Annotated in this window: 18 protein-coding genes; 8 read left to right on the forward strand and 10 right to left on the reverse strand. The window is 68.3% G+C overall.

The window, feature by feature from the left end:
• Positions 1 to 17: 17 nt before the first annotated feature.
• The 5 genes from C6A87_RS27140 to C6A87_RS27160 all read left to right on the forward strand — a co-directional run bounded on the left by C6A87_RS27140 (position 18) and on the right by C6A87_RS27160 (position 4,672).
• On the forward strand, positions 18 to 878 hold the full coding sequence (locus tag C6A87_RS27140) for an LLM class F420-dependent oxidoreductase (RefSeq protein ID WP_311115059.1): 861 nt from the start codon (positions 18 to 20) through the stop codon (positions 876 to 878).
• Between the two features lie 865 nt (positions 879 to 1,743).
• Complete coding sequence (locus C6A87_RS27145) at positions 1,744 to 2,499, forward strand: SDR family oxidoreductase (protein ID WP_311115060.1); 756 nt, start codon at positions 1,744 to 1,746, stop codon at positions 2,497 to 2,499.
• A 56-nt stretch (positions 2,500 to 2,555) separates the two neighbouring features.
• Positions 2,556 to 3,524 (forward strand): SDR family NAD(P)-dependent oxidoreductase, encoded by a 969-nt coding sequence (locus tag C6A87_RS27150; protein WP_311115061.1) that lies wholly within the window; start codon positions 2,556 to 2,558, stop codon positions 3,522 to 3,524.
• A gap of 75 nt (positions 3,525 to 3,599) precedes the next feature.
• Positions 3,600 to 4,199 carry a TetR/AcrR family transcriptional regulator gene (locus C6A87_RS27155; RefSeq protein WP_311115062.1) on the forward strand — a complete coding sequence of 200 codons (600 nt, stop codon included), beginning with the start codon at positions 3,600 to 3,602 and terminating at the stop codon, positions 4,197 to 4,199.
• An 80-nt stretch (positions 4,200 to 4,279) separates the two neighbouring features.
• The gene (locus C6A87_RS27160) at positions 4,280 to 4,672 is read left to right on the forward strand and encodes an ester cyclase (protein WP_311115063.1); all 393 of its coding nucleotides are present in this window, start codon (positions 4,280 to 4,282) and stop codon (positions 4,670 to 4,672) included.
• A 28-nt stretch (positions 4,673 to 4,700) separates the two neighbouring features.
• Here the strand turns inward: C6A87_RS27160 and C6A87_RS27165 are convergent, their stop codons facing one another.
• A complete protein-coding gene (locus tag C6A87_RS27165; RefSeq protein ID WP_311115064.1) occupies positions 4,701 to 6,167 on the reverse strand; it encodes a glutamate synthase subunit beta in 1,467 nt (488 codons plus the stop codon).
• Positions 6,160 to 10,758 (reverse strand): glutamate synthase large subunit, encoded by a 4,599-nt coding sequence (gene gltB, locus C6A87_RS27170; protein WP_311115065.1) that lies wholly within the window; start codon positions 10,756 to 10,758, stop codon positions 6,160 to 6,162. Before gltB ends, C6A87_RS27165 begins: the two co-directional genes overlap by 8 nt.
• Positions 10,759 to 11,389: 631 nt before the next feature.
• On the opposite strand from gltB, the gene C6A87_RS27175 reads away from it, so the two are divergent.
• Positions 11,390 to 12,097, forward strand: a complete 708-nt coding sequence (locus tag C6A87_RS27175; protein ID WP_311115066.1) for a PaaI family thioesterase — start codon at positions 11,390 to 11,392, stop codon at positions 12,095 to 12,097.
• A gap of 87 nt (positions 12,098 to 12,184) precedes the next feature.
• Here C6A87_RS27175 and C6A87_RS27180 read toward each other — a convergent pair whose 3' ends face one another.
• The 7 genes from C6A87_RS27180 to C6A87_RS27210 all read right to left on the reverse strand — a co-directional run bounded on the left by C6A87_RS27180 (position 12,185) and on the right by C6A87_RS27210 (position 17,552).
• Complete coding sequence (locus C6A87_RS27180) at positions 12,185 to 12,733, reverse strand: DNA starvation/stationary phase protection protein (protein ID WP_311115067.1); 549 nt, start codon at positions 12,731 to 12,733, stop codon at positions 12,185 to 12,187.
• Positions 12,734 to 12,812: 79 nt separating this feature from the next.
• Positions 12,813 to 13,724: a DNA-3-methyladenine glycosylase 2 family protein gene (locus tag C6A87_RS27185; protein WP_311115068.1), complete on the reverse strand. Its 912-nt coding sequence runs from the start codon at positions 13,722 to 13,724 to the stop codon at positions 12,813 to 12,815.
• Positions 13,725 to 13,733: 9 nt separating this feature from the next.
• Positions 13,734 to 14,108, reverse strand: coding sequence for a DUF427 domain-containing protein (locus tag C6A87_RS27190; protein ID WP_311115069.1), 375 nt, complete (start codon positions 14,106 to 14,108; stop codon positions 13,734 to 13,736).
• Positions 14,109 to 14,123: 15 nt separating this feature from the next.
• On the reverse strand, positions 14,124 to 15,506 hold the full coding sequence (locus C6A87_RS27195) for an FAD-binding oxidoreductase (RefSeq protein WP_311115070.1): 1,383 nt from the start codon (positions 15,504 to 15,506) through the stop codon (positions 14,124 to 14,126).
• 44 nt (positions 15,507 to 15,550) lie between these two features.
• Positions 15,551 to 16,573 (reverse strand): NAD-dependent epimerase/dehydratase family protein, encoded by a 1,023-nt coding sequence (locus C6A87_RS27200; protein ID WP_311118101.1) that lies wholly within the window; start codon positions 16,571 to 16,573, stop codon positions 15,551 to 15,553.
• A 14-nt stretch (positions 16,574 to 16,587) separates the two neighbouring features.
• Positions 16,588 to 17,094, reverse strand: a complete 507-nt coding sequence (locus C6A87_RS27205; RefSeq protein ID WP_311115071.1) for a nuclear transport factor 2 family protein — start codon at positions 17,092 to 17,094, stop codon at positions 16,588 to 16,590.
• 44 nt (positions 17,095 to 17,138) lie between these two features.
• The gene (locus C6A87_RS27210) at positions 17,139 to 17,552 is read right to left on the reverse strand and encodes a hypothetical protein (protein ID WP_311115072.1); all 414 of its coding nucleotides are present in this window, start codon (positions 17,550 to 17,552) and stop codon (positions 17,139 to 17,141) included.
• Positions 17,553 to 17,620: 68 nt separating this feature from the next.
• On the opposite strand from C6A87_RS27210, the gene msrA reads away from it, so the two are divergent.
• Positions 17,621 to 18,130, forward strand: a complete 510-nt coding sequence (gene msrA, locus C6A87_RS27215; protein ID WP_311115073.1) for a peptide-methionine (S)-S-oxide reductase MsrA — start codon at positions 17,621 to 17,623, stop codon at positions 18,128 to 18,130.
• Positions 18,131 to 18,152: 22 nt separating this feature from the next.
• Here msrA and C6A87_RS27220 read toward each other — a convergent pair whose 3' ends face one another.
• The gene (locus tag C6A87_RS27220) at positions 18,153 to 19,493 is read right to left on the reverse strand and encodes a cytochrome P450 (protein WP_311115074.1); all 1,341 of its coding nucleotides are present in this window, start codon (positions 19,491 to 19,493) and stop codon (positions 18,153 to 18,155) included.
• Positions 19,494 to 19,628: 135 nt separating this feature from the next.
• Here C6A87_RS27220 and C6A87_RS27225 point away from each other — a divergent pair, with 135 nt between their 5' ends.
• Complete coding sequence (locus C6A87_RS27225; RefSeq protein WP_311115075.1) at positions 19,629 to 20,186, forward strand: TetR/AcrR family transcriptional regulator; 558 nt, start codon at positions 19,629 to 19,631, stop codon at positions 20,184 to 20,186.
• Position 20,187 lies beyond the last annotated feature (1 nt).

Genomic DNA, 20,187 nt, shown 5'->3' on the forward strand with positions numbered 1-20,187 from the left:
GGCCTACAGTCGAACGGGTGAGATTCGCGTTCAAAACGTCCCCGCAGAACACCACCTGGTCGGACATGCTGACGGTCTGGAAGGCCGCGGACGACATCGATGTCTTCGAGTCCGGCTGGACCTTCGACCACTTCTATCCGATCTTCTCGGACTCGGCCGGGCCGTGTCTGGAAGGCTGGGTCACCCTGACCGCCCTCGCCCAGGCGACCACCCGGCTGCGGGTCGGCGTCCTGGTCACCGGCATCCACTATCGGCACCCCGCCGTGCTGGCCAACATGGCCTCCGCGCTCGACATCGTGTCCGGCGGACGCCTCGAGCTCGGCATCGGCGCCGGCTGGAACGAGGAGGAATCCGGCGCGTACGGCATCGAGCTCGGCTCGATCAAGGAGCGCTTCGACCGCTTCGAGGAAGCCTGCGAGGTGCTGCAGAGCCTGCTCTCGCAGGAGTCCACCACGTTCGACGGCAAGTTCTATCAACTCAAGGACGCGCGTAACGAGCCGAAGGGCCCGCAGCAGCCCCATCCACCGATCTGCATCGGCGGCAGTGGGGAGAAGCGGACCCTGCGGATCACCGCGAAGTACGCCGACCACTGGAACTTCGTCGGCGGCCCACCGGAGGAGTTCGCGCGTAAGCGCGACGTGCTCGCGTCGCACTGCGCCGACATCGGCCGCGACCCGGCCGAGATCGCGCTGTCGGCGCACGTGCGCCTCGGAGCCGACCGCGACTATGACAAGGTGATCGCCGAGGCTGCCGCGCTGGGCAGCGAAGGCCTGGACCTCGCGATCATCTACCTACCGCCGCCCTACGATGCTGCGGTGTTGGAGCCGCTGGCCGACAAGATCCGGGCGTCCGGGCTGCTCGGCAGCAAAGTCGGCTGACAGTCACGGACTGATTACGGCAAGCAAACAACCAAAGAGGGCCCTCCCGTGCGGCACGGCCGCCCGGCGGGGTTCGCTATACGCCGTAGCGCGACATCTCGGCGGCGGTGATGAGGCGCTCCGCCTTGGCGGGGAACTCGCGACTCTTGACAGGGTGGCGGAACAATGTCCAGGCGATTCGACCCACCCGGGTACGGGTAATCGGGTTTTGGTACATGGCGATTACTCCTGCGGTGTGCACTTGCTGAACCGGGAAGCCACGTTACCCCAGCCCCCTTACCGAGTCATTAGATACCTGACCGTCGGCAAACTGCTGGAGGCACGCCGACCAAAGATCGGATGTTTCTGGTGTGACTGAAGTGGCTGAAGTGGCGTCGCTTCACCATTCTGAGATGGCTCGTCCACCGAATCTGCACCCCAGATACCCGGATGACGATTTGGTGACAATCCCACCGGAAAGCCGGTGCCGAGCTACCGCGGCACCGGTTCTGTTCACGGCCGTCGAACCAGGTCGAGCGGCTAGATGCGGCCTCAATACTTGGGCCAGCACGCCTAGGCCGATAACGAGAGTCGCCCTCAGCCGCTGAATTTGCCGGGGGCGACGCATCGGACGAGATTTCACCGCACCCTTCCAGCACGTGGCGCGGGCTGAATCCAGAGCCCGTCAGCGCCGCAGCCGATTTCGAACCGCCGACCAACCGGGCCGGAACGCGCCACCCCGTACTGCCACGTTCGGCGAGTCGGCGGCTACGCAAGCCTTCGTCGCCATTTCCGTCCGGGTTCGCGTGGCCCAGCCCGGATTCGACTGCTACCTTACGTACCGGCCGTTACGATAACGATCATTACACAAACTGAAAGGGTGCTGATGACGCAACCGTTGAAGGGCAAGGTCGCTCTCGTCACCGGCGGGTCTCGAGGCCTGGGAGCCGCTACTGCGATGGCATTGGCCGACCAGGGCGCTGACATCGCGATCAGCTACGTCGCGTCGGCGGGCAAGGCGCAGGCAGTCGTCGGTGACGTCGAGACCGCGGGTGTGCGCGCCATCGCGATCAAGAGCGACCAAGCGGACTCGTCGGCTGCCGCATCCTTGATCGACGCCGTGGTGTCCCACTTCGGCAAGCTGGACATCCTGGTGAACAACGCGGCGATCACCGTCCAGGGACAACTCGTCGATGATCCCGACTTGAACACCGACGCGCTGGACCACCAGTGGCAGACCAACGTCCTCGGTGTCATCGCGACAACCCGCGCCGCGGCGCGCAGACTCACCGACGGTGGCCGCATCATCTTCATCGGCTCCGGAATCGCCGGCCGCGTGGCCTTCCCCGGTGTCGCGGACTACGCCGGCACCAAGGCCGCCATCGCCGGCTACGCAAAAGGCGTCGCCCGTGATCTCGGCCCGCGCAACATCACCGTCAACGTCATACAGCCCGGCATCATGCCGACCGACATGGCAGCAGATGCCGCCCACAACGTCCCCGACACGATCATGGACTTCCATGCGATCCGCCGCATCGCAACGCTCGACGAGGTGGCTGCCAACGTCTGCTTCCTCGCCGGCCCGAACGCCGACTACATCACCGGCAGCGTGCTCGACATCGCCGGCGGGTTCCAGATCTGAGAACCGCGCCCTCGTGGCACGAATCCATTACTCCTGCAAATGAATCAAGGAAAGCTATGACAAACGAGTTCAACGCGACCTCGACCGCCGACGAAGTACTCTCCGGCATCGACCTCGCCGGGAAGCGGTTCCTCGTCACCGGCGTATCGTCGGGCATCGGCCTGGAGACCGCCCGCGCGCTGGCCTCCCGGGGCGCCGAGGTCGTCGGCACAGCAAGGGATCTCGCCAAGGCCGAGTCCGCGACAGCATCGGTGCGGGAGGCGGTCGCCGGCCGAGGCGGCGGCCTGCACCTGATCGCACTCGACCTCGCGTCGCTGCGCAGCGTCCATGCCTGCGCGGATCAGTTGCTGACCGATGGGCGGACGTTCGATGCCATGATCGCCAATGCCGGCGTCATGGCGGCACCGTTCGGCAGGACCGTCGACGGTTTCGAAGTCCAGTTCGGGACGAACCACCTCGGCCATTTCGCACTGATCAACCGGATCGAACCCCTACTCGCCGACGGCGGGCGCCTCGTGGTGTTGTCCTCCCAGGCGCACCGCGTGGCCGACATCGATCTCGACGATCCGAATTTCACAGCTCAGGAATACGACCCGATGATCGCTTACGGCCGATCGAAGACGGCCAACGCCCTCTTCGCGGTCGAATTCGACAGCCGGCACCGCCACCGCGGCATCCGCGCCGCCTCCGTGATGCCGGGAAACAGTTTCACCGATCTCCCCCGCCATTTCGCACCGGAGGCCTTGCAGAGCCTTCTGGCCAACAGCGCCAAGGCCCGCGAGGAGGCAGCCCTGCCGGCCGCCCAGCTCAAGGAGATCCCGCAGGCGGCAGCGACATCGGTCTGGGCCGCCGTCGTCGCCGACAAAGACGCGATCGGCGGGCGCTACCTGGAACACTGCGCCGTCGCGCCGATCGTCGACACCCCCAATCCGGCCGTCGACGGGGTGATGTCCTACGCGCTCGACGCCGATCGAGCCAAGCAGCTGTGGATTGCCAGTGAGGAGATGCTCGCCGCGACCACCTGACGATCCCGCGGCATTCCAGCGTCCGAATTCCGCACGCGAAGGCTGATAAAGTTCAGTAATGGTCATTATGGAAATGTGGCGGCCACGCTGATGGGACGCCATCGCGAATTCGACGTGGACGAGGCACTGGACGCCGCGCTGCGGGTGTTCTGGAGCAAAGGGTACGAGGGCGCGTCGTATACCGACCTGACCAAGGCGACTGGTGTGGAACGGCCCGCCCTCTACTCGGCTTTCGGCAACAAGGAAGCGCTGTTCCGGCAGGCGTTGGCGAGGTATTACGAGCAGTACCTGGATTACATCCCGCAGGCGTTACAACTACCGACGGCGCGAGAAGTCGCCGAACACATCCTGTTCAACGCAATCGACCTCAACACGAGGTATCCCGAAAACCCGGGATGTCTCGGCATTCAGGGCGTCCTGGCCGGATCGGATGACGCGGAGCCCGTACGCCAAGCGTTGATCGAGGCTCGCGCCGACGGCGAAGAGAAACTCCGGCAGCGATTCGAGCGAGCCAAGGCCGAGGGCGATCTGCCGCACACCGCCGACCCCGAGGCCCTCGCCGCCTTCATCATGGCCGTCCTGCACGGCATGGCGGTGCAGGCCAAGGCCGGCTTCAGCCAAGAGAAGTTGCAGGTCGTCGCCGCGCACGCACTGTCGACCTGGCCCACCGAGTGAGTCCACTTTTTCCACAGCACAACCGGCGGCGGGACCGGCGTCCGCGGCGGCACCCCTGATTCGTCACACGAAAGGCCACCATGTCCGACACCGACCTGCGCGACTTCTACCGGCGCTATGTCGCAGCGGCCAACACCCGCGACTTCGACCGCATGGACGAGTTCATCGGGGATGAGCCCGCCTACTACGGCGAGGTGCGCACCCGCGAAGCCACCGTCGAGTCCCTCAAGGCCATCATCGACGCGGTACCCGACTTCCACTGGGAGGTCACGGATCTACTCATCATGGGCAACCGACTGGCAGCACGACTGATCAATACCGGCACCCCGGTGAAGGAGTGGCTGGGTGTGACGCCCACCGGCCGCTCCTTCGAGATCACCGAATACGCCGTCTACGAAATTCAGGACGGCCGTTTCGCATACATGTCGAACGTGCATGACGTGGAGGAACTCGAGCGTCAGCTGGCCGCCTGACGGCCCGCTTGAGGCCCCCGCGGCAGGGCTACCGCTGCGGCACCGCGGTCGGCTTGATCGGAGCCGGCAGCGCGGTGTTGCCCATCAGATACCGGTCCACCGCCGCGGCGGCCGCCCGCCCTTCGGCGATCGCCCACACGATCAGCGACTGCCCGCGCCCCATGTCGCCGGCCACGTACACACCGGGAACCGAGGTCGCGAACGCGTCGTTGCGCGCGACATTGCCGCGATCGCTCATCTCCACCTGCAGGTCGGTCAGCAGACCTTCGCGCTCCGGTCCGGTGAAACCCATCGCCAGCAGCACCAGGTCGGCTTCCATCTCGAAGTCGCTGCCCTCGACCTTCTCGAACTTGCCGTCCTTCATCACGACCTCGTGCCCGCGCAGACCCGTCACCCGGCCGTTCTCGCCGAGGAACTCCTCGGTGTTGACCGAGTAGACGCGGTCGCCACCCTCCTCGTGCGCCGAGGTCACCCGGTACATCAGCGGGTAGGTGGGCCACGGGGTGGAATCGGCACGCGTCTCCGGCGGCCGCGGCATGATCTCGAACTGGTGCACGCTCACCGCGCCCTGCCGATGCGAGGTGCCGAGGCAGTCGGCCCCGGTGTCGCCACCGCCGATGATGATGACCTTCTTGCCCTTGGCCGTGATCGGCGGCTGGCCCTCGGCGTCGATCACCGGATCGCCCAGCTGGACCCGGTTGGCCCACGGCAGGTACTCCATCGCCTGATGGATGCCGTCGAGCTCGCGTCCCGGGATCGGCAGGTCACGACGCGCGGTCGCACCGCCGGTCAGCACCACCGCGTCGAACTCCGACCGCAGTTGTGCCGCAGGGATGTCCACGCCGACGTTCACACCGGTGCGGAACTCGGTGCCTTCGGCGCGCATCTGGTCCAGGCGCCGGTCGATGTGGCGCTTCTCCATCTTGAACTCGGGGATGCCGTAGCGCAGCAGACCACCGATGCGGTCGTCCCGCTCGAACACGGTGACCTTGTGTCCGGCGCGCGTCAACTGTTGCGCCGCGGCCAGTCCCGCGGGACCCGAACCGACGACGGCGACGGTCTTGCCTGTCAGCTTGGTGGGCGGCAACGGGACCACCCATCCCTCGCGGAAGGCGTTGTCGATGATCTCGACCTCGACCTGCTTGATGGTGACCGGATCCTGGTTGATGCCCAGGACACACGAGCCCTCACACGGCGCCGGGCACAGCCGGCCGGTGAACTCCGGGAAGTTGTTGGTGGCGTGCAGTCGCTCGATGGCGTCGCGCCACCGGCCGGTGCGCACCAGGTCGTTCCACTCCGGGATCAGGTTCCCCAGCGGGCATCCGTTGTGGCAGAACGGGATACCGCAGTCCATGCACCGACTGGCCTGCTCTTTGAGGGTGTCGTGGGAGAACTCCTCGTAGACCTCGTCCCAATCCTTCAGGCGCAGGTCGACCGAGCGGCGCTTCGGCGTCTCGCGGTGGGTGTACTTGAGGAAGCCGCGTGGGTCAGCCATTTGCGGCCGCCATGATCGCCTCGGCAATACCGTCCATGTCCGCTCCAGCCTCTTCCGCGTCCGCGATGGCCTGCAGCACGCGCTTGTAGTCGCGCGGCATGACCTTCCTGAACTTGCCCAACTCGTTCTGCCAATCGGCCAGGATCCGCTGTCCCACTGCCGAATCGGTGGCGTCGACGTGCGCCTGGACCAACTCGTGGACGAAGGTGGAGTCCTCGGACTCCAGACTGCCCATGTCCTCCAGCGCCACCATCTCGGCGTTGAGGTTGTCCTCCAGCACGCCGTTCGGGTCGTAGACGTAGGCGATACCGCCCGACATACCGGCCGCGAAGTTGCGGCCGGTGGGGCCGAGGATCACCACCCGGCCACCGGTCATGTACTCGCAGCCGTGGTCGCCGACGCCCTCGACGACCGCGTGGGCCCCGGAGTTACGGACCGCGAAGCGCTCCCCCACCTGGCCGCGCAGGAACAGCTCACCGCTGGTGGCGCCGAACAGCAGCACGTTGCCCGCGATGATGTTGTCCTCGGCCGGATAGTCCGCGGGCGCGCCGTCGGACGGCCGCACCACGATCCGGCCACCGGACAGTCCCTTGCCGACGTAGTCGTTGGCGTCACCGTAGACCCGCAGCGTGATGCCCTTGGGGACGAACGCGCCGAAGCTGTTGCCCGCCGAACCCTCGAAGGTGATGTCGATCGTCCCGTCCGGAAGTCCCTGTCCGCCATAGGCCTTGGTGACCTCATGGCCGAGCATGGTGCCGACGGTGCGGTTGACGTTGGCGATGGTGGTGGCGAACCTGACCGGCGTGCCGCGGTCCAGGGCCTCGCGGCACTGCACGATCAGCTGCTGGTCGAGCGCCTTGTCCAGGCCGTGGTCCTGCCGCGAGCTGCAGTACAGGTCCTGGTTCATGAACGCCGACTCGGGCTCGTGCAGCACGGGCGACAGGTCCAGCTTGTGGGCCTTCCAGTGCTTGGCCGCCTGCGTGGTGTCCAGCGCCCCGACCTGACCGACCATCTCGTTGACGGTGCGGAAACCCAACTGGGCCATCAACTCCCGGACCTCCTCGGCGATGAAGAGGAAGAAGTTCTCGATGAACTCGGGCTTACCGTTGAAGCGCTGACGCAGCAGCGGGTTCTGTGTGGCGACGCCCACCGGGCAGGTGTCGAGGTGGCAGACCCGCATCATCACGCAGCCGGCCACCACCAGCGGCGCCGTCGCGAAACCGAACTCCTCGGCGCCCAGCAGCGCGGCGACCACGACGTCGCGGCCGGTCTTGAGCTGACCGTCGACCTGCACGACGATGCGGTCACGAAGACCGTTGAGCAGCAACGTCTGCTGGGTTTCGGCCAGGCCGAGCTCCCAGGGCGCGCCCGCGTGCTTCATCGACGTCAGCGGGGTCGCCCCGGTGCCGCCGTCGTGCCCGGAGATCAGCACCACGTCGGCGTGCGCTTTGGACACACCGGCCGCGACCGTGCCGACGCCGTTCTCCGACACCAGCTTCACGTGCACCCGGGCCTGCGGGTTGGCGTTCTTCAGGTCGTGGATCAGCTGTGCGAGATCTTCGATGGAGTAGATGTCGTGGTGCGGCGGGGGCGAGATCAGGCCGACGCCCGGCGTCGAGTGCCGCACCTCGGCCACCCACGGGTAGACCTTGTGCCCGGGCAGCTGTCCGCCCTCACCGGGCTTGGCGCCCTGGGCCATCTTGATCTGGATGTCGGTGCAGTTGGACAGGTAGTGGCTGGTCACCCCGAACCGTCCGGACGCCACCTGCTTGATCGCGCTGCGCCGCCAGTCGCCGTTCTCGGCGCGGTCGAAGCGGTCGACGGACTCGCCGCCCTCGCCGGAGTTCGACCGTCCGCCGAGACGGTTCATCGCGATCGCGAGGGTCTCATGGGCTTCGGCGGAGATCGAGCCGTAGCTCATCGCGCCGGTGGAGAACCGCTTGACGATCTCGCTCGCCGGTTCGACCTCCTCCAGCGGCACCGGCGGCCGGTCGCCCGCGCGGAACTTGAGCAGCCCGCGCAGCGACGCCATCCGTTCGCTCTGGTCGTCGACGAGCTTGGTGTACTCCTTGAAGATCGAGTACTGCCCCGTGCGGGTCGAGTGCTGCAGCTTGAACACGGTGTCGGGGTTGAAGAGGTGGTACTCCCCTTCGCGGCGCCACTGGTACTCACCGCCGACCTCGAGCTCGCGGTGGGCCCATTCGTCGGGCCGGTCCAGGTAGGCCAGCGCGTGCCGGGCGGCGACGTCGTCGGCGATGTCGTCGAGGTCGATGCCGCCGACCGGACAGGACAGTCCGGTGAAGTAGTCGTCGAGCACCTTCTGGCTGATCCCGATGGCCTGGAACAGCTGCGCGCCGGTGTAGGACGCCAGCGTCGAGATGCCCATCTTGGACATCACCTTCAGCACGCCCTTGCCCGCGGCCTTGACGTAGTTGGCCTTGGCCTGGTCGCTGCTGATGTCGGTGATGACACCCCGGTCGACCATGTCCTCGATCGATTCGAAGGCCATGTAGGGGTTGATCGCGGCGGCGCCGAAGCCGCACAGGGCGGCCATGTGGTGCACCTCGCGGGCGTCGCCGGCCTCGACGACGAGCCCGACCTGGGTGCGGGTGCGTTCGCGGACCAGGTGGTGGTGCACGGCCGAGACCGACAGCAGCGACGGGATCGGCGCCAGCTGTTCGTTGGACTCGCGGTCGGACAGCACGATGATGCGCGCGCCGTCGCGGATCGCGGCCGACACCTTGGCCCGGACGTTGTCGAGGGCTTCCTTGAGGCCCTGCCCACCGCGGTTGACCGGGTACAGGCAGCGGATGACCGCGGCGCGCATGCCGTGCTTGTGTCCGCGGATCTCGTGGTCGGGGTCGACACAGATCAGCTTGGACAGCTCGGCGTTACGCAGGATCGGCTGCGGCAGCACGATCTGGCGGCACGATTCCGGGCCCGGGTTGAGCAGGTCGCCCTCGGGACCCATCGCACCCTGCAGACTGGTCACCACCTCTTCGCGGATGGCGTCCAGCGGCGGGTTGGTGACCTGGGCGAACAGCTGCTGGAAGTAGTCGTAGAGCATCCGCGGCCGCTTCGACAGCACCGCGATCGGGGTGTCGGTGCCCATGGAACCGAGCGCCTCGGCGCCGGTGCGCGCCATCGGCGCGACGAGCAGATTGAGCTCCTCGTAGGTGTAGCCGAAGATCTGCTGGCGCAGCACCACGCGGTGATGCGGCATCCGGACGTAGTCGCCCTGCGGCAGCTCGTCGAGCTGGAACAGGCCGGCGTCGAGCCATTCCTGGTACGGGTGCTCGGCGGCGAGGTCGGCCTTGATCTCCTCGTCGTCGACGATGCGGCCCTGCGCGGTGTCGACCAGGAACATGCGGCCCGGCTGCAGGCGCATCTTCTTGACCACGGTGGACGGGTCGAGGTCGAGCACACCCGCCTCGGAGGCCATCACGACCAGGCCGTCGGCGGTGACCCAGATGCGCGACGGGCGCAGGCCGTTGCGGTCCAGCACGGCGCCGATCACGGTGCCGTCGGTGAAGCAGACCGCGGCCGGGCCGTCCCACGGCTCCATCAGGGAGTCGTGGAACTCGTAGAACGCCCTGCGGGCGGGGTCCATCGACTCGGCCCGCTCCCAGGCCTCGGGGATCATCATCAGCACGGCGTGCGGCAGGCTGCGTCCGCCCAGGTGCAGCAGTTCGAGCACCTCGTCGAACCGCGCGGTGTCGGACGCGCCCGGGGTGCAGATGGGGGTGACCTTCTCCAGGTCCTGGCCGCCGAACAGGTCGGTGCGGATCAGCGCCTCGCGCGCCCGCATCCAGTTCTCGTTGCCGGTGACGGTGTTGATCTCGCCGTTGTGGGCGACGCGCCGGAACGGGTGGGCCAGCGGCCACGACGGGAAGGTGTTGGTCGAGAAGCGCGAGTGCACGATGCCCAGCGCGCTGGTCAGCCGCTCGTCCTGCAGGTCGAGGTAGAAAGCCTTGAGCTGCGGCGTGGTCAGCATGCCCTTGTAGACGAACGTCTGCCCGGAAAGACTTGGGAAGTAGACGGTTTCCCGGCCCGGCCCGTCCTGGCCGGGGCCCTTGGTTCCGAGTTCGTGTTCGGCGCGCTTGCGCACCACGAAGGCGCGCCGCTCGAGGTCCATCCCGACGGCGCCACCGACGAACAGCTGTCGGAAGGTCGGCATCGCGTCGCGGGCCAGCGCTCCGAGCGAGGACTCGTCGGTGGGCACGTCGCGCCACCCGAGCACCTGCAGGCCTTCGGCCTCGGCGATCTTCTCGACCGCGGCGCACGCGGTGGCGGCATCCTTGGACGACTGAGGCAGGAATGCGATGCCCGTCGCGTAGCTACCGGGTTCGGGCAGCTCGAAGTCGACGACGGCGCGGAAGAACTCGTCCGGGACCTGCAGCATGATGCCGGCACCGTCGCCGGTGTTGGGCTCGGCGCCCTGCGCCCCGCGGTGCTCGAGGTTCAGCAGCGCGGTGATCGCCTTGTCGACGATGTCGCGGCTGCGGCGACCGTGGATGTCGGCCACCATCGCCACGCCACACGCATCGTGTTCGAACGCCGGGTTGTACAGCCCTTGACGACTGGGAGCCATTCCCACCTACCTCTATGTGCACGCTTCTCGGCGGAAAGTTACGGACGGCAACCGTGGACGAGAGCGTTAGCCGGTTATGCGACGGGGGCGCCTTCGTGCAGCACTGAACGACGGCCCTTTTTCCCATGCGCCACAAGTGTTCAAAACGATATGACAAAAGGCCCCTGAAGTGCCAACTTAGCCCTACCTAACAACGTTCGCCGGAACCCGCAGGGCGGTCGAGGGCCCATTCACAGATAACAAGTGAATAACGTTGCTGCGCTGCCATTTTCGGGGGGAAGGTGGCCGGATCCGCGCAGTGCGGACTAGGTCACACTACCGCGCCTCGCCTGACGCCCATTTGCTGGGTTCGCAGCGATTAGCCTTCTGTACTGCACTGATGTGCGCTGGCGGCTTTGCGCGTGCGAATTCCGAATTCTTAGGAAATTTTTGCTTTTGCCCGTACTGGGTGCGCACCGGTCGGCAAACCCGCGATGGCCTCGGCCGCCGGGCGCCCGCATCCGCGCATGGGCGCCACAGTGGCTGCCCGGCAACGTGTCTCGCATCGACGGTGGTGGCGGCCGCGCGAGTCGGCAGGCATTTGGTACCCCCAGGGGGTATATGCGAGGAAAGTGGTCGGCAAGCTGCAGAAATGCCCTATCCCCTGAACACGCCGCTCGGCCGCTTCGGCGTGCAGACGGCTGAGGAGTCCCCGGAGCGCTGCGTGGCCTCCATCCCGGTCGCCGGCCTGGTCAACCCGCTGACCGGCGCTCCGACCACCGCGCCGCTGGCGATGCTCGTCGACCACGTGGGCGGTCTGATCAACCACGCCCGGCGGGGCTCCCGTGAGTGGACGGTGTCGAGCGAACTGTCCCTGGAGGTCGCTCCCGAGGCGACCGAGGTGATCGCCACCGCGACCGTCCGCTCGTTCTACATCACGGTGCCGGACTCGCTGGTCGACTGGCCCGATCAGCCCGCAGGCACGTTGCCGGGTACCCGCCTCGACCAGTTGATGGCCGTACAGGTCGGCGAATCAGGCGGTGCGGCAACGATTCTGGTACAGAATGACGACCCGGTGCTGAACAACAGCGTGGGTGCGGTGCACGGCGGGGTGTCGTCGATGGGGCTGGAGTTGGCCGCCAACGCCGCAGTCAACCACCGAGGCGGCGCTGTCGTGGAGCACGGGTTCCGGACGGCGTCGTTGCGGGTGAACTTCCTGCGCCCGTTCCACGGCGGCGGTGACGCGCACTACCGGGCGGACGCCACCCACACCGGTCGCAGCAGCGCCGTGGCCGAGGCCCGGGCGGTGGGACGCGACGGCAGAACCGCCATCACGGCTCGGCTGACCGCCTACCGCTGACGCCATCGCCGCAGAACACAGTGCCGCCGAGGGCGCTGGTCCGTCCCGTGGCGGGACGGGTGCGCTCCCCGGCGGCAGCTGCGGTCTCTACGAGTTCTTCTTGGCCTTCGACGCGGCGCTCTTTTCGGTCTTGGCGCCTTCGGTGACCAGTTGCCCGCCCGAGTTCTCCAGATGCGCCCGCACGAACCACTGGAATTTCTCCAGCTCACCGGCGTGCGAGACGAGCATGTCCTGGGAGACCAGGTCGAGTTCCTCCAGCGCTTCGATGCTCTTGCGGGTGTCCTCGATGACCCCGGTGTACACGAGGTTGAGCGCAGCCAGGTGCGCCTGCACGGTGTCCCGGTTGACCGAGTAGTCGTCCCAGGTGCGGTCGTTGATGATGGCTCCGGGTGTCCCCAGCGGAGACGTGCCCAGCGCCGCGATGCGCTCGGCGACCTCGTCGGCGTATCCGCGCACCAGCTCGACCTGCGGGTCGATCATCTCGTGGACCCCGATGAAGTTGGGCCCCACCACATTCCAGTGCACATGCTTGAGGGTGAGGTGCAGGTCGTTGTACCTGCTGAGCGCCTTCTGCAGCAGCTCGGCGACATCGGCCCCCTGCTTCTCGCTGAGGCCGGGAACGGTGAACGCAGTCATTGCTTGCTCCTTCGCACGATCGACTGTCCCGCCCCGTGTACCCGGGTGGGTTGGCAGGTAATCAAAGGTGACGCCGGGGTCACAGATCGGCGAGATGCGGAATCGGCAGCCGCGGCCCGAACCGTGGCTTGAACGCCAGGCCGCTGACCTCCAGCAACCGCACCACCCGGTGCCGGTGCGGCCGCAGCGGTTCCAGGAGCTCGATCATCTGCGCGTCGTCGATCGGATGTCCCAGCAGCGTCCAGCCGATCACCTTGGACAGGTGATAGTCGCCGATCGAGAGCGCGTCGGCGTCTCCGAACGCGCGTTGCGCCGTCTCGGCCGCGGTCCAGATGCCGACGCCCGGCAGCGACATCATCGCGGTCCGGGCGGCCTCGGCCGGCCGGTCGACCAGGCGCTCCAGCGCGTCCGCGCGCTGCGCGCAGCCGACCACGGTGCGCGCGCGTGCGGGGTCGACGTTGGCGAGGTGGAATTCCCAGGACGGGATACGCCGCCAGGCCTGCGCGGTCGGCGGCACCCGCATGTGGGCCGGCGCCGGACCGGGTGCGGGCGCGCCGTAGCGGGTCACCAGGAGCCGCCACGCGCGGAACGCGTCCTTGCCGACCACCCGCTGTTCGAGAACTGCGGGGATCAGCGCCTCCATGACCCGGCCGGTGCGGCCCAGCCGCAGGTGGGGCGCGGTGCGCAGGGCTTTGGCGACCGTCGGCTCCTGCGGGTCGAACGCCGACACGTCGTCGTCAGCCCCCAGCAGCGCGGGCAGCGCGTCGGCGAACTCCGCAGCGCCCGGTCCCCAGGCCTCACAGTCCACGGTGTCGGGTGCGCCGCGGCTCAGCCGGGCGGTGACGGGCCCGCTGCGCATCAGGCTGGTCCGCCAGATCGCTCCGTCGGCGGCGTCGTGGTAGCACGGGTCGCCCCGGCCGCGGCGCAGCGGAGACAGGGTCCAGCCGGGATTCACCGGGCCGGCGAACGTCACGCCGGCCGAGATCCGCATCGCTCCAGCCTAGGGGTCGACGGTGACGTCGGCCTTGTCGGCGTAGAACGCGACGTGGCCGGCGATCTGCGCGACGGCGGGGTACGGATCGCGGTAGGTCCAGACCGCGTCCGCGACGGTCTGCCCGCCTGCGACGACGTCGAAGTAGCCCGCCTCGCCCTTGAACGGGCAGTAGGTGGAGGTGTCGCTGGGCCGCAACCGTTCGGCGGGCACATCGGCCATCGGAATGTATTGCACCGCAGGATAAGACGCCTCCTGCAGAGTGAGCGCGGCATCGGTCTCGGCAACGAGCTCGCCGTTGAGCCGCACCACCACGTGGCGTCCGGTGGGCTCGACGGTGATGGGGTGAGCCGCGGAGGGCTGCAGGACGGGACGGTCGGTCATCTCACCATTGAACGCCTAGTGCGGGCGGCCGGCGATCCTGTCCGCGACCACCGCGATGGGCGAGGTCCGCGCGGTGCCGCGGGCCTCGTGCCAGTCGGCCGCCTTGTAGGCCAGGTACATGCCCCGCACGCCGAGCCACCGCAGCGGTTCGGGCTCCCAGTTGCGGGACCGGTGCCCGACCCAGGGCAGCGCGGTCAAGTCCGACTGCCGGTCCAGCACCAGGTCGGTCAGCGTGCGCGCGGCGAGGTTGGTGGCGGTGACTCCGTGTCCGACGTAGCCGCCGGCCCAGCCCACGCCGGTGGCCTTGTCGTAGGTCACGGTGGCCTCCCAGTCGCGCGGCACCGCCAGCACCCCGCACCACCCGTGCGCGATCGGGACCCGGGACACCTGCGGCAGGATCGCCCGCAACGTCGCGGTGAGGTGACCGATGGTGCGTTCGGGCACCTGCCCGTCGCGGTCGGTGCGGGAGCCGAACCGGTAGGGCACGCTGCGGCCGCCGATCGCGATCCGGTCGTCGACCGTGCGCTGGGCGTAGAAGAACCCGTGCGCGGTGTCGCCCAGCGTCTCCCTGCCGTGCCACCCGATGGTCTCCCAGAGGTCCGCGGGAATCGGGTCGGTCGCGATCATCGAGCTGTTCATCGGCAACCACTGCCGCTTCAGTCCGGGCAGGGCCGCGGTGAACCCTTCGGTGGCGCGCAGCACGACCCCGGCGTTCACCGTGCCCCACGGCGTCGAGGCCCGGCCCGGGCTGATCTCGGTCACCGGGGAGCGCTCGTGGACGACGACGCCGAGTCGCTCGACCGCGTCGGCCAGGCCGCGGACCAGGAGCGCCGGTTGGATCCTGGCGCAGTGCGGATTGTGGTAGGCGGCGACCACCCCGTCGAGCCGGATCCGTTGCGCGGCTTCGGCTGCGGTCATCGCTTCGACGCCGTCGACCTGCCAGCGCCGTTCGGCCTCCAGCGCGGCGGCCAGTCTGCGCGCCTGCGCGGCGTTGCGCGCGACCTCCAGCGTGCCGCCCTTGACGATGCCGGCGTCGATGCCTTCATCGCCGGCCACCGCGATCACCTCGTCGACGGCGTCGTTGAGCGCGCGCTGCCAGGCGATCACCCCGGCCCGGCCGTACCGGCGGGCCACCCGCTCGCGGTCACCGGGCACCAGGCCGGACAGCCAGCCGCCGTTGCGTCCGGATGCGCCGTACCCGGCGAAGCGCGCCTCAAGCACCACGATGCGCAGCGACGGATCGGCCCGCTTGAGGTAGTACGCGGTCCACAGGCCGGTGTATCCGGCGCCGACGATGCAGACGTCGGCGTCCAGGGTGCCGGGCAGCGGTGCGCGGCTGATCGGCAACCCGTCGAACCAATGGGACACATGGCCGTTGACCGGCGAGTGAGTGCGCACCGGGAGATTGTCGCAGCCGCGGGGAAGGTGGCCCCCGCGGCGGGTCAGCGCTGCGCCCTGTCCGCCCGTTTGGCCTGCCGCAGATTCACCCAGAATGTCGCGGCTTCGCGGATCGACTCCTCGACGGGCCTTGGCTGCCAACCGAGTTCACGCCGGGCCTTGTCACAGTTCACCGGCGCCTCGGCGCGCATCAGCCGCAGCGAATCCAGTGAGAGGCGCTCGTCGGTGCCCCGCAGCCGGCCCTTGAGGCTGCCCAGCGCGGCCATCGCATAGGACAGTGGCAGCGGGACGGACCTGGTCGGGGCGGGCACGCCGGCGGCCTCGGCGGCGATCCGTACCACCTCGGCGTTGGAGATCATCTTCTCCGAGATCAGGTAGCGCTCGCCGGGACGGCCCTTCTGCGCGGCCAGCAGCATCGCGCCGGCGGCGTCGTCGATGCCGACGGCTTCGAGCTCGATGCCGCTCATCACGAACGGCAGCTTGCCGAACGCGGCCCCGGCGATGATCGCCCCGTGCGGTGTGCGGCCCCAGTCACCGGCGCCGTAGGTGGTCGACACGCACATCGCCACCGCGGGCAGCCCGCGGTCCCGCGCGTACCTCATCACCAGGTTCTCGGCCTGCACCCGGGACCTGACATACGGCGTCAGCCCGCGGTCGGCGATCACGTCGTCCTCGGTGGCGACCTTCCCCCGCTTCCGCCCGACGGTGACGTAGCTGCTGGTGAACACGAACTTCTGCAGGCCTGCCGCGATCGCCGGTTCGACGGCCACCTCGAGGACGTTGCGGGTGCCGTCGACGTTCGTGCGGAACAGCGGCGCCGGGTCCCGCAGCCAGCCGCGGGTGTCGACGACGCAGTAGTAGACGACCTCGCATCCGGTCATCGCCGCGCGCAACACGTCGTCGTCCCAGATGTCCCCCACGAACCGGGTGACATCGAGGTCGTCGATGCCGACGGTGTTCGCGCCGTCGCGCACCATCACCCGGACCTGCTGCCCGTCGGCGACGAGGGCGCGGGTGCCGTGGCTGCCGAGGTAGCCGTTGGCGCCGATGACGAGCACCGGAGCCACGGCCGACGGTCCGGTCACCGGGTGCGCCCGTACTTGGCCATCCACTGCGCGGCCTCGTCGGGGAGGGTGCCCAGGCCCTCGGCCTTCCGGCACCACTTCACCGCGGCCGACGCGAACCGCAGCGGGTTGTAGACATCCTCCTGGCGGCACCATTTCCCGTCGCCGGCGTAGGTCAGGATCGAGAGGTTGGTGGCGCTGATGACGGTGCCGTCACCGGGGTCGCGCATCGGGTTGTCGAGCTCGCAGATGATCCGAGCGGTGTCGGCGTCCACCACGTGCCACAGCGACGGGAACGACGTCATGTAGCTGCCCGGGAAGGACTCCATGGTCTTCCAGATCCACGGCCGCACCTCCTCCCGGCCGCGCATCGTGCCCGCGGCGTGTTCGACGTAGAGGACGTCGTCGGTGTACTGGTCCACCCACGGATCCCAGTCCCTGGTCTGCGCCGCCCGGTCGACCGTCGCCTCGAACTCCGCGAACGCGTCGGCCAGCTCGTCCCGCGTGAAAGTGTTGCCGGTCACACGGAGAAATAGAACACGTTCTAGCTGCGCTTGTCGAGGCCGGGTCAGGTGGCGCTGAGTACGCGACGCGCGCCGAGCGGCTCCTGCAGCGGCACGTCGAGGTCGGCGAACAGCCCGATCGCGATACAGGCCCGGCCGACGGCCTGCGGCAGCGTCCCGGTGCGCAGGTCGACGATCACCGCGTCGGGGCTCTCCTGCACCGTCGCGGTCACGCCGTAGCACTCGGGGGTTCCCGTGGTGAAGTGCAGCCGGACCATCCGCTCGTCGGGCACCCGACTCCACGACTGCGGTCGGGTCGGGTGGGCGTCGACGACGGCCGGATCGTCGACGAACATCGCCGCCGTGGTGTCTGTGGGCGTCTCGGGAATCGGTACCGGAGCGACAGGTTCGCCGGCCGCGGGCGCGGCCAGGATCAACGGCGCCACACACAGCACTGCCGGAACACCGAGTACACGCATCCTTCAGAGCCTAGCCACCGCAGACCGCAGTACCGTGGGTTATCGACAGCGAGCGAGAAGGAGCACGCGTGAGCGACTACAAGCGAGCAGTACTGGCGGGCGGATGCTTCTGGGGCATGCAGGACCTGATCCGCAAGCAGCCCGGCGTGGTCTCCACCCGGGTGGGCTACACGGGCGGGCAGAACGACCATCCGACCTACCGCAACCATCCCGGTCATGCCGAGGCGATCGAGATCGTCTACGACCCCACGCAGACCGACTACCGCGCGCTGCTGGAGTTCTTCTTCCAGATCCACGACCCGACGACCAAGAACCGGCAGGGCAACGACGTCGGCACCAGCTACCGGTCGGAGATCTTCTACGTCGACGACGAGCAGCGCCAGATCGCGCTGGACACCATCGCCGACGTGGACGCATCGGGGCTGTGGCCCGGCAAGGTCGTCACCGAAGTCAGTCCGGCACCGGATTTCTGGGAGGCCGAGCCGGAGCACCAGGACTACCTGGAGCGCTATCCGACCGGCTACACCTGCCACTTCCCGCGGCCCGGCTGGAAGCTGCCCAAACGCGCTGAAGTGTGATTCCCAGCCCGGCCGTTCACGCTCAGCGGCGGTACATGACGACACGGCCGCCGTCGGCGGGGGTGTAGGCCACTCCGCGCGAGTGCATCTTCTCCCCCGCCGCGGCGGTCGTCTCAATTCGGAAGTGGCGCAACACCGTTCGTAGCACGATGTCCATTTCGACGTTGGCGAACGTCGCGCCGACGCAGCGCCGGGTGCCCCCGCCGAACGGGATGTGCGCGAACGTGGGTGGCCGCCGGCCGACGAACCGTTGCGGGTCGAAGCGTTCCGGATCGGGGAAGTCGGTGCCGCGCCGGTGCACCTGCCCGATCGCGACCACGATCGAATATCCCTGTGGGATAACCCATTCCCCGAGCTGGAAGGTCGGCGCGTAGACATGCCTGCCGGCGAAGTCGATCACCGTGCGGCTGCGCTGGATCTCCAGGATCGTCGCCTGCCGGTATTCGTTGGTCTCGGTCTCCGCCTCGGCGGCCAGCTCGGCCAGCACCTCGGGGTGACGGCTGATGCGCTCGAACGCCCAGCCCAGCGTCGCGGCGGTGGTCTCGTGCCCGGCGGCCAGCAGGGTCAGCAGTTCGTCGCCGATGTCCTGGCGCGACATCGAGGAACCGTCCTCGTAGGAACTGCGCAGCAGCAGCGCCAGGATGTCCTCGCGGGTGTCGAAGTGCGGATCGGCCTGCACGGCGTCGATGAGGCGACCGATCACCTCGTCATAGCGGCGCCGGTAGGCCGCGAGACGGCCCCACGGGCTGAAGCGGCCGTAGGTCCGCTGCGGGGTGGGGAGCACCGCCAGCCGGGAACCGAGGGTGACCCACGGCGGGATGATGCGGCGCAGTTCGTCGAGATGGGCGCCGTCGGCGCCGAACACCGCGCGCAGGATCGCGTTGAGCGTGATCCTCATCATCGGCTCGAGCGTCTCGAATTCGCGTCCCTCGGGCCATGTCTCGGCCTCGCGCAGCGTCTCCTCCTCGAAGATCCGCTCGTAGTTCTTGATGCTCTTGCCGTGGAACGGCGGGGTGAGCAGCTTGCGCCGCCTGCGGTGGTCGCCGCCGTCGAGGGCGAACACCGATCCGGAGCCCAGCACCCGGGACAGGTTGGGCTGGATGTTGCCGACGTCGTCGGTGTTGGCCATGAACAACTGCTTGGCCAGCGTCGGGTCGGTCACGATCACGGTCGGACCGAACACGGGCAGCGTCATCGCGAACACGTCGCCGTAACGGCGCACGATCTGCGCCACGGTCCACTGCCGCGACAGCGAAAAGCCCAGACCCTGAAGCAGTCTCGGGATCCGCGGCACCGGTGGCAGCCGCACCGGTGCCGCGGCGTCGGCAGTGGAGTGGTGCGCGGTGACGGTCGCTTCGCTCATCAGACTCCCCCGGTCAGCGGCTGGTACTCCCATGTACCGCCGTGTCATCGGGTACGGTACCGGTTGGTACCACAAGCTGCAAGGGTGAACACGAAGTGACGACGACTCCGGTGCCTGGCCGGCCACTCCACGACGGTGACCGACCGCCTTCTCGACGGGCTGGCGTCGGCGATCGTCGAACGGGGATACCGCGACAGCACCGTGGCCGACGTCGTCCGGAACGCCCGCACTTCCAAGCGCACCTTCTACGAACAGTTCGCAAGCAAACAGGAGTGCCTCATCGAACTGTTGCGCCGCAACAACTCCGACCTGATCGCACACATCGGGGCGACGGTCCGGCCGGAGGCCGACTGGCAGGAGCAGATCCGCCAGGCCGTCGACGCCTATGTCGAGCACATCAGCGCGCGCCCGGCGATCACGCTGTGCTGGATCCGCGAGGCCCCCGCCCTCGGCGCGGCGGCGCGCCCGCTGCACCGGCAGGTGATGCACGATCTGACCGAACTGCTCACGGCGCTGACGAGCAACCCGGGCTTCCAGCGCGCCGCGATCACCCCGATCACACCGCCGATGGCGCTCATCCTGCTCGGCGGATTACGCGAGCTGACAGCGCTTTTCGTCGAGGACGAGCGCGACGTCCGAGGGATCGCCGAGCCCGCGGCAGCCGCGGCCACCGCGCTGGTGAACGCCCGCTAGC

It is taken from the genome of Mycobacterium sp. ITM-2016-00317, from assembly GCF_002968295.1.
In the GTDB taxonomy this organism is placed as follows: domain Bacteria; phylum Actinomycetota; class Actinomycetes; order Mycobacteriales; family Mycobacteriaceae; genus Mycobacterium.

What these genes read in the sequence shown, in the direction of transcription:
- C6A87_RS27145 (WP_311115060.1), top strand. Translation starts at nt 1,744, where the DNA reads ATGACGCAACCGTTGAAGGGCAAGGTCGCTCTCGTCACCGGCGGGTCT.
- C6A87_RS27150 (WP_311115061.1), top strand. Translation starts at nt 2,556, where the DNA reads ATGACAAACGAGTTCAACGCGACCTCGACCGCCGACGAAGTACTCTCC.
- C6A87_RS27160 (WP_311115063.1), top strand. Translation starts at nt 4,280, where the DNA reads ATGTCCGACACCGACCTGCGCGACTTCTACCGGCGCTATGTCGCAGCG.
- C6A87_RS27165 (WP_311115064.1), bottom strand. Translation starts at nt 6,167, where the DNA reads ATGGCTGACCCACGCGGCTTCCTCAAGTACACCCACCGCGAGACGCCG.
- gltB (WP_311115065.1), bottom strand. Translation starts at nt 10,758, where the DNA reads ATGGCTCCCAGTCGTCAAGGGCTGTACAACCCGGCGTTCGAACACGAT.
- C6A87_RS27175 (WP_311115066.1), top strand. Translation starts at nt 11,390, where the DNA reads ATGCCCTATCCCCTGAACACGCCGCTCGGCCGCTTCGGCGTGCAGACG.
- C6A87_RS27180 (WP_311115067.1), bottom strand. Translation starts at nt 12,733, where the DNA reads ATGACTGCGTTCACCGTTCCCGGCCTCAGCGAGAAGCAGGGGGCCGAT.
- C6A87_RS27185 (WP_311115068.1), bottom strand. Translation starts at nt 13,724, where the DNA reads ATGCGGATCTCGGCCGGCGTGACGTTCGCCGGCCCGGTGAATCCCGGC.
- C6A87_RS27190 (WP_311115069.1), bottom strand. Translation starts at nt 14,108, where the DNA reads ATGACCGACCGTCCCGTCCTGCAGCCCTCCGCGGCTCACCCCATCACC.
- C6A87_RS27210 (WP_311115072.1), bottom strand. Translation starts at nt 17,552, where the DNA reads ATGCGTGTACTCGGTGTTCCGGCAGTGCTGTGTGTGGCGCCGTTGATC.
- C6A87_RS27220 (WP_311115074.1), bottom strand. Translation starts at nt 19,493, where the DNA reads ATGAGCGAAGCGACCGTCACCGCGCACCACTCCACTGCCGACGCCGCG.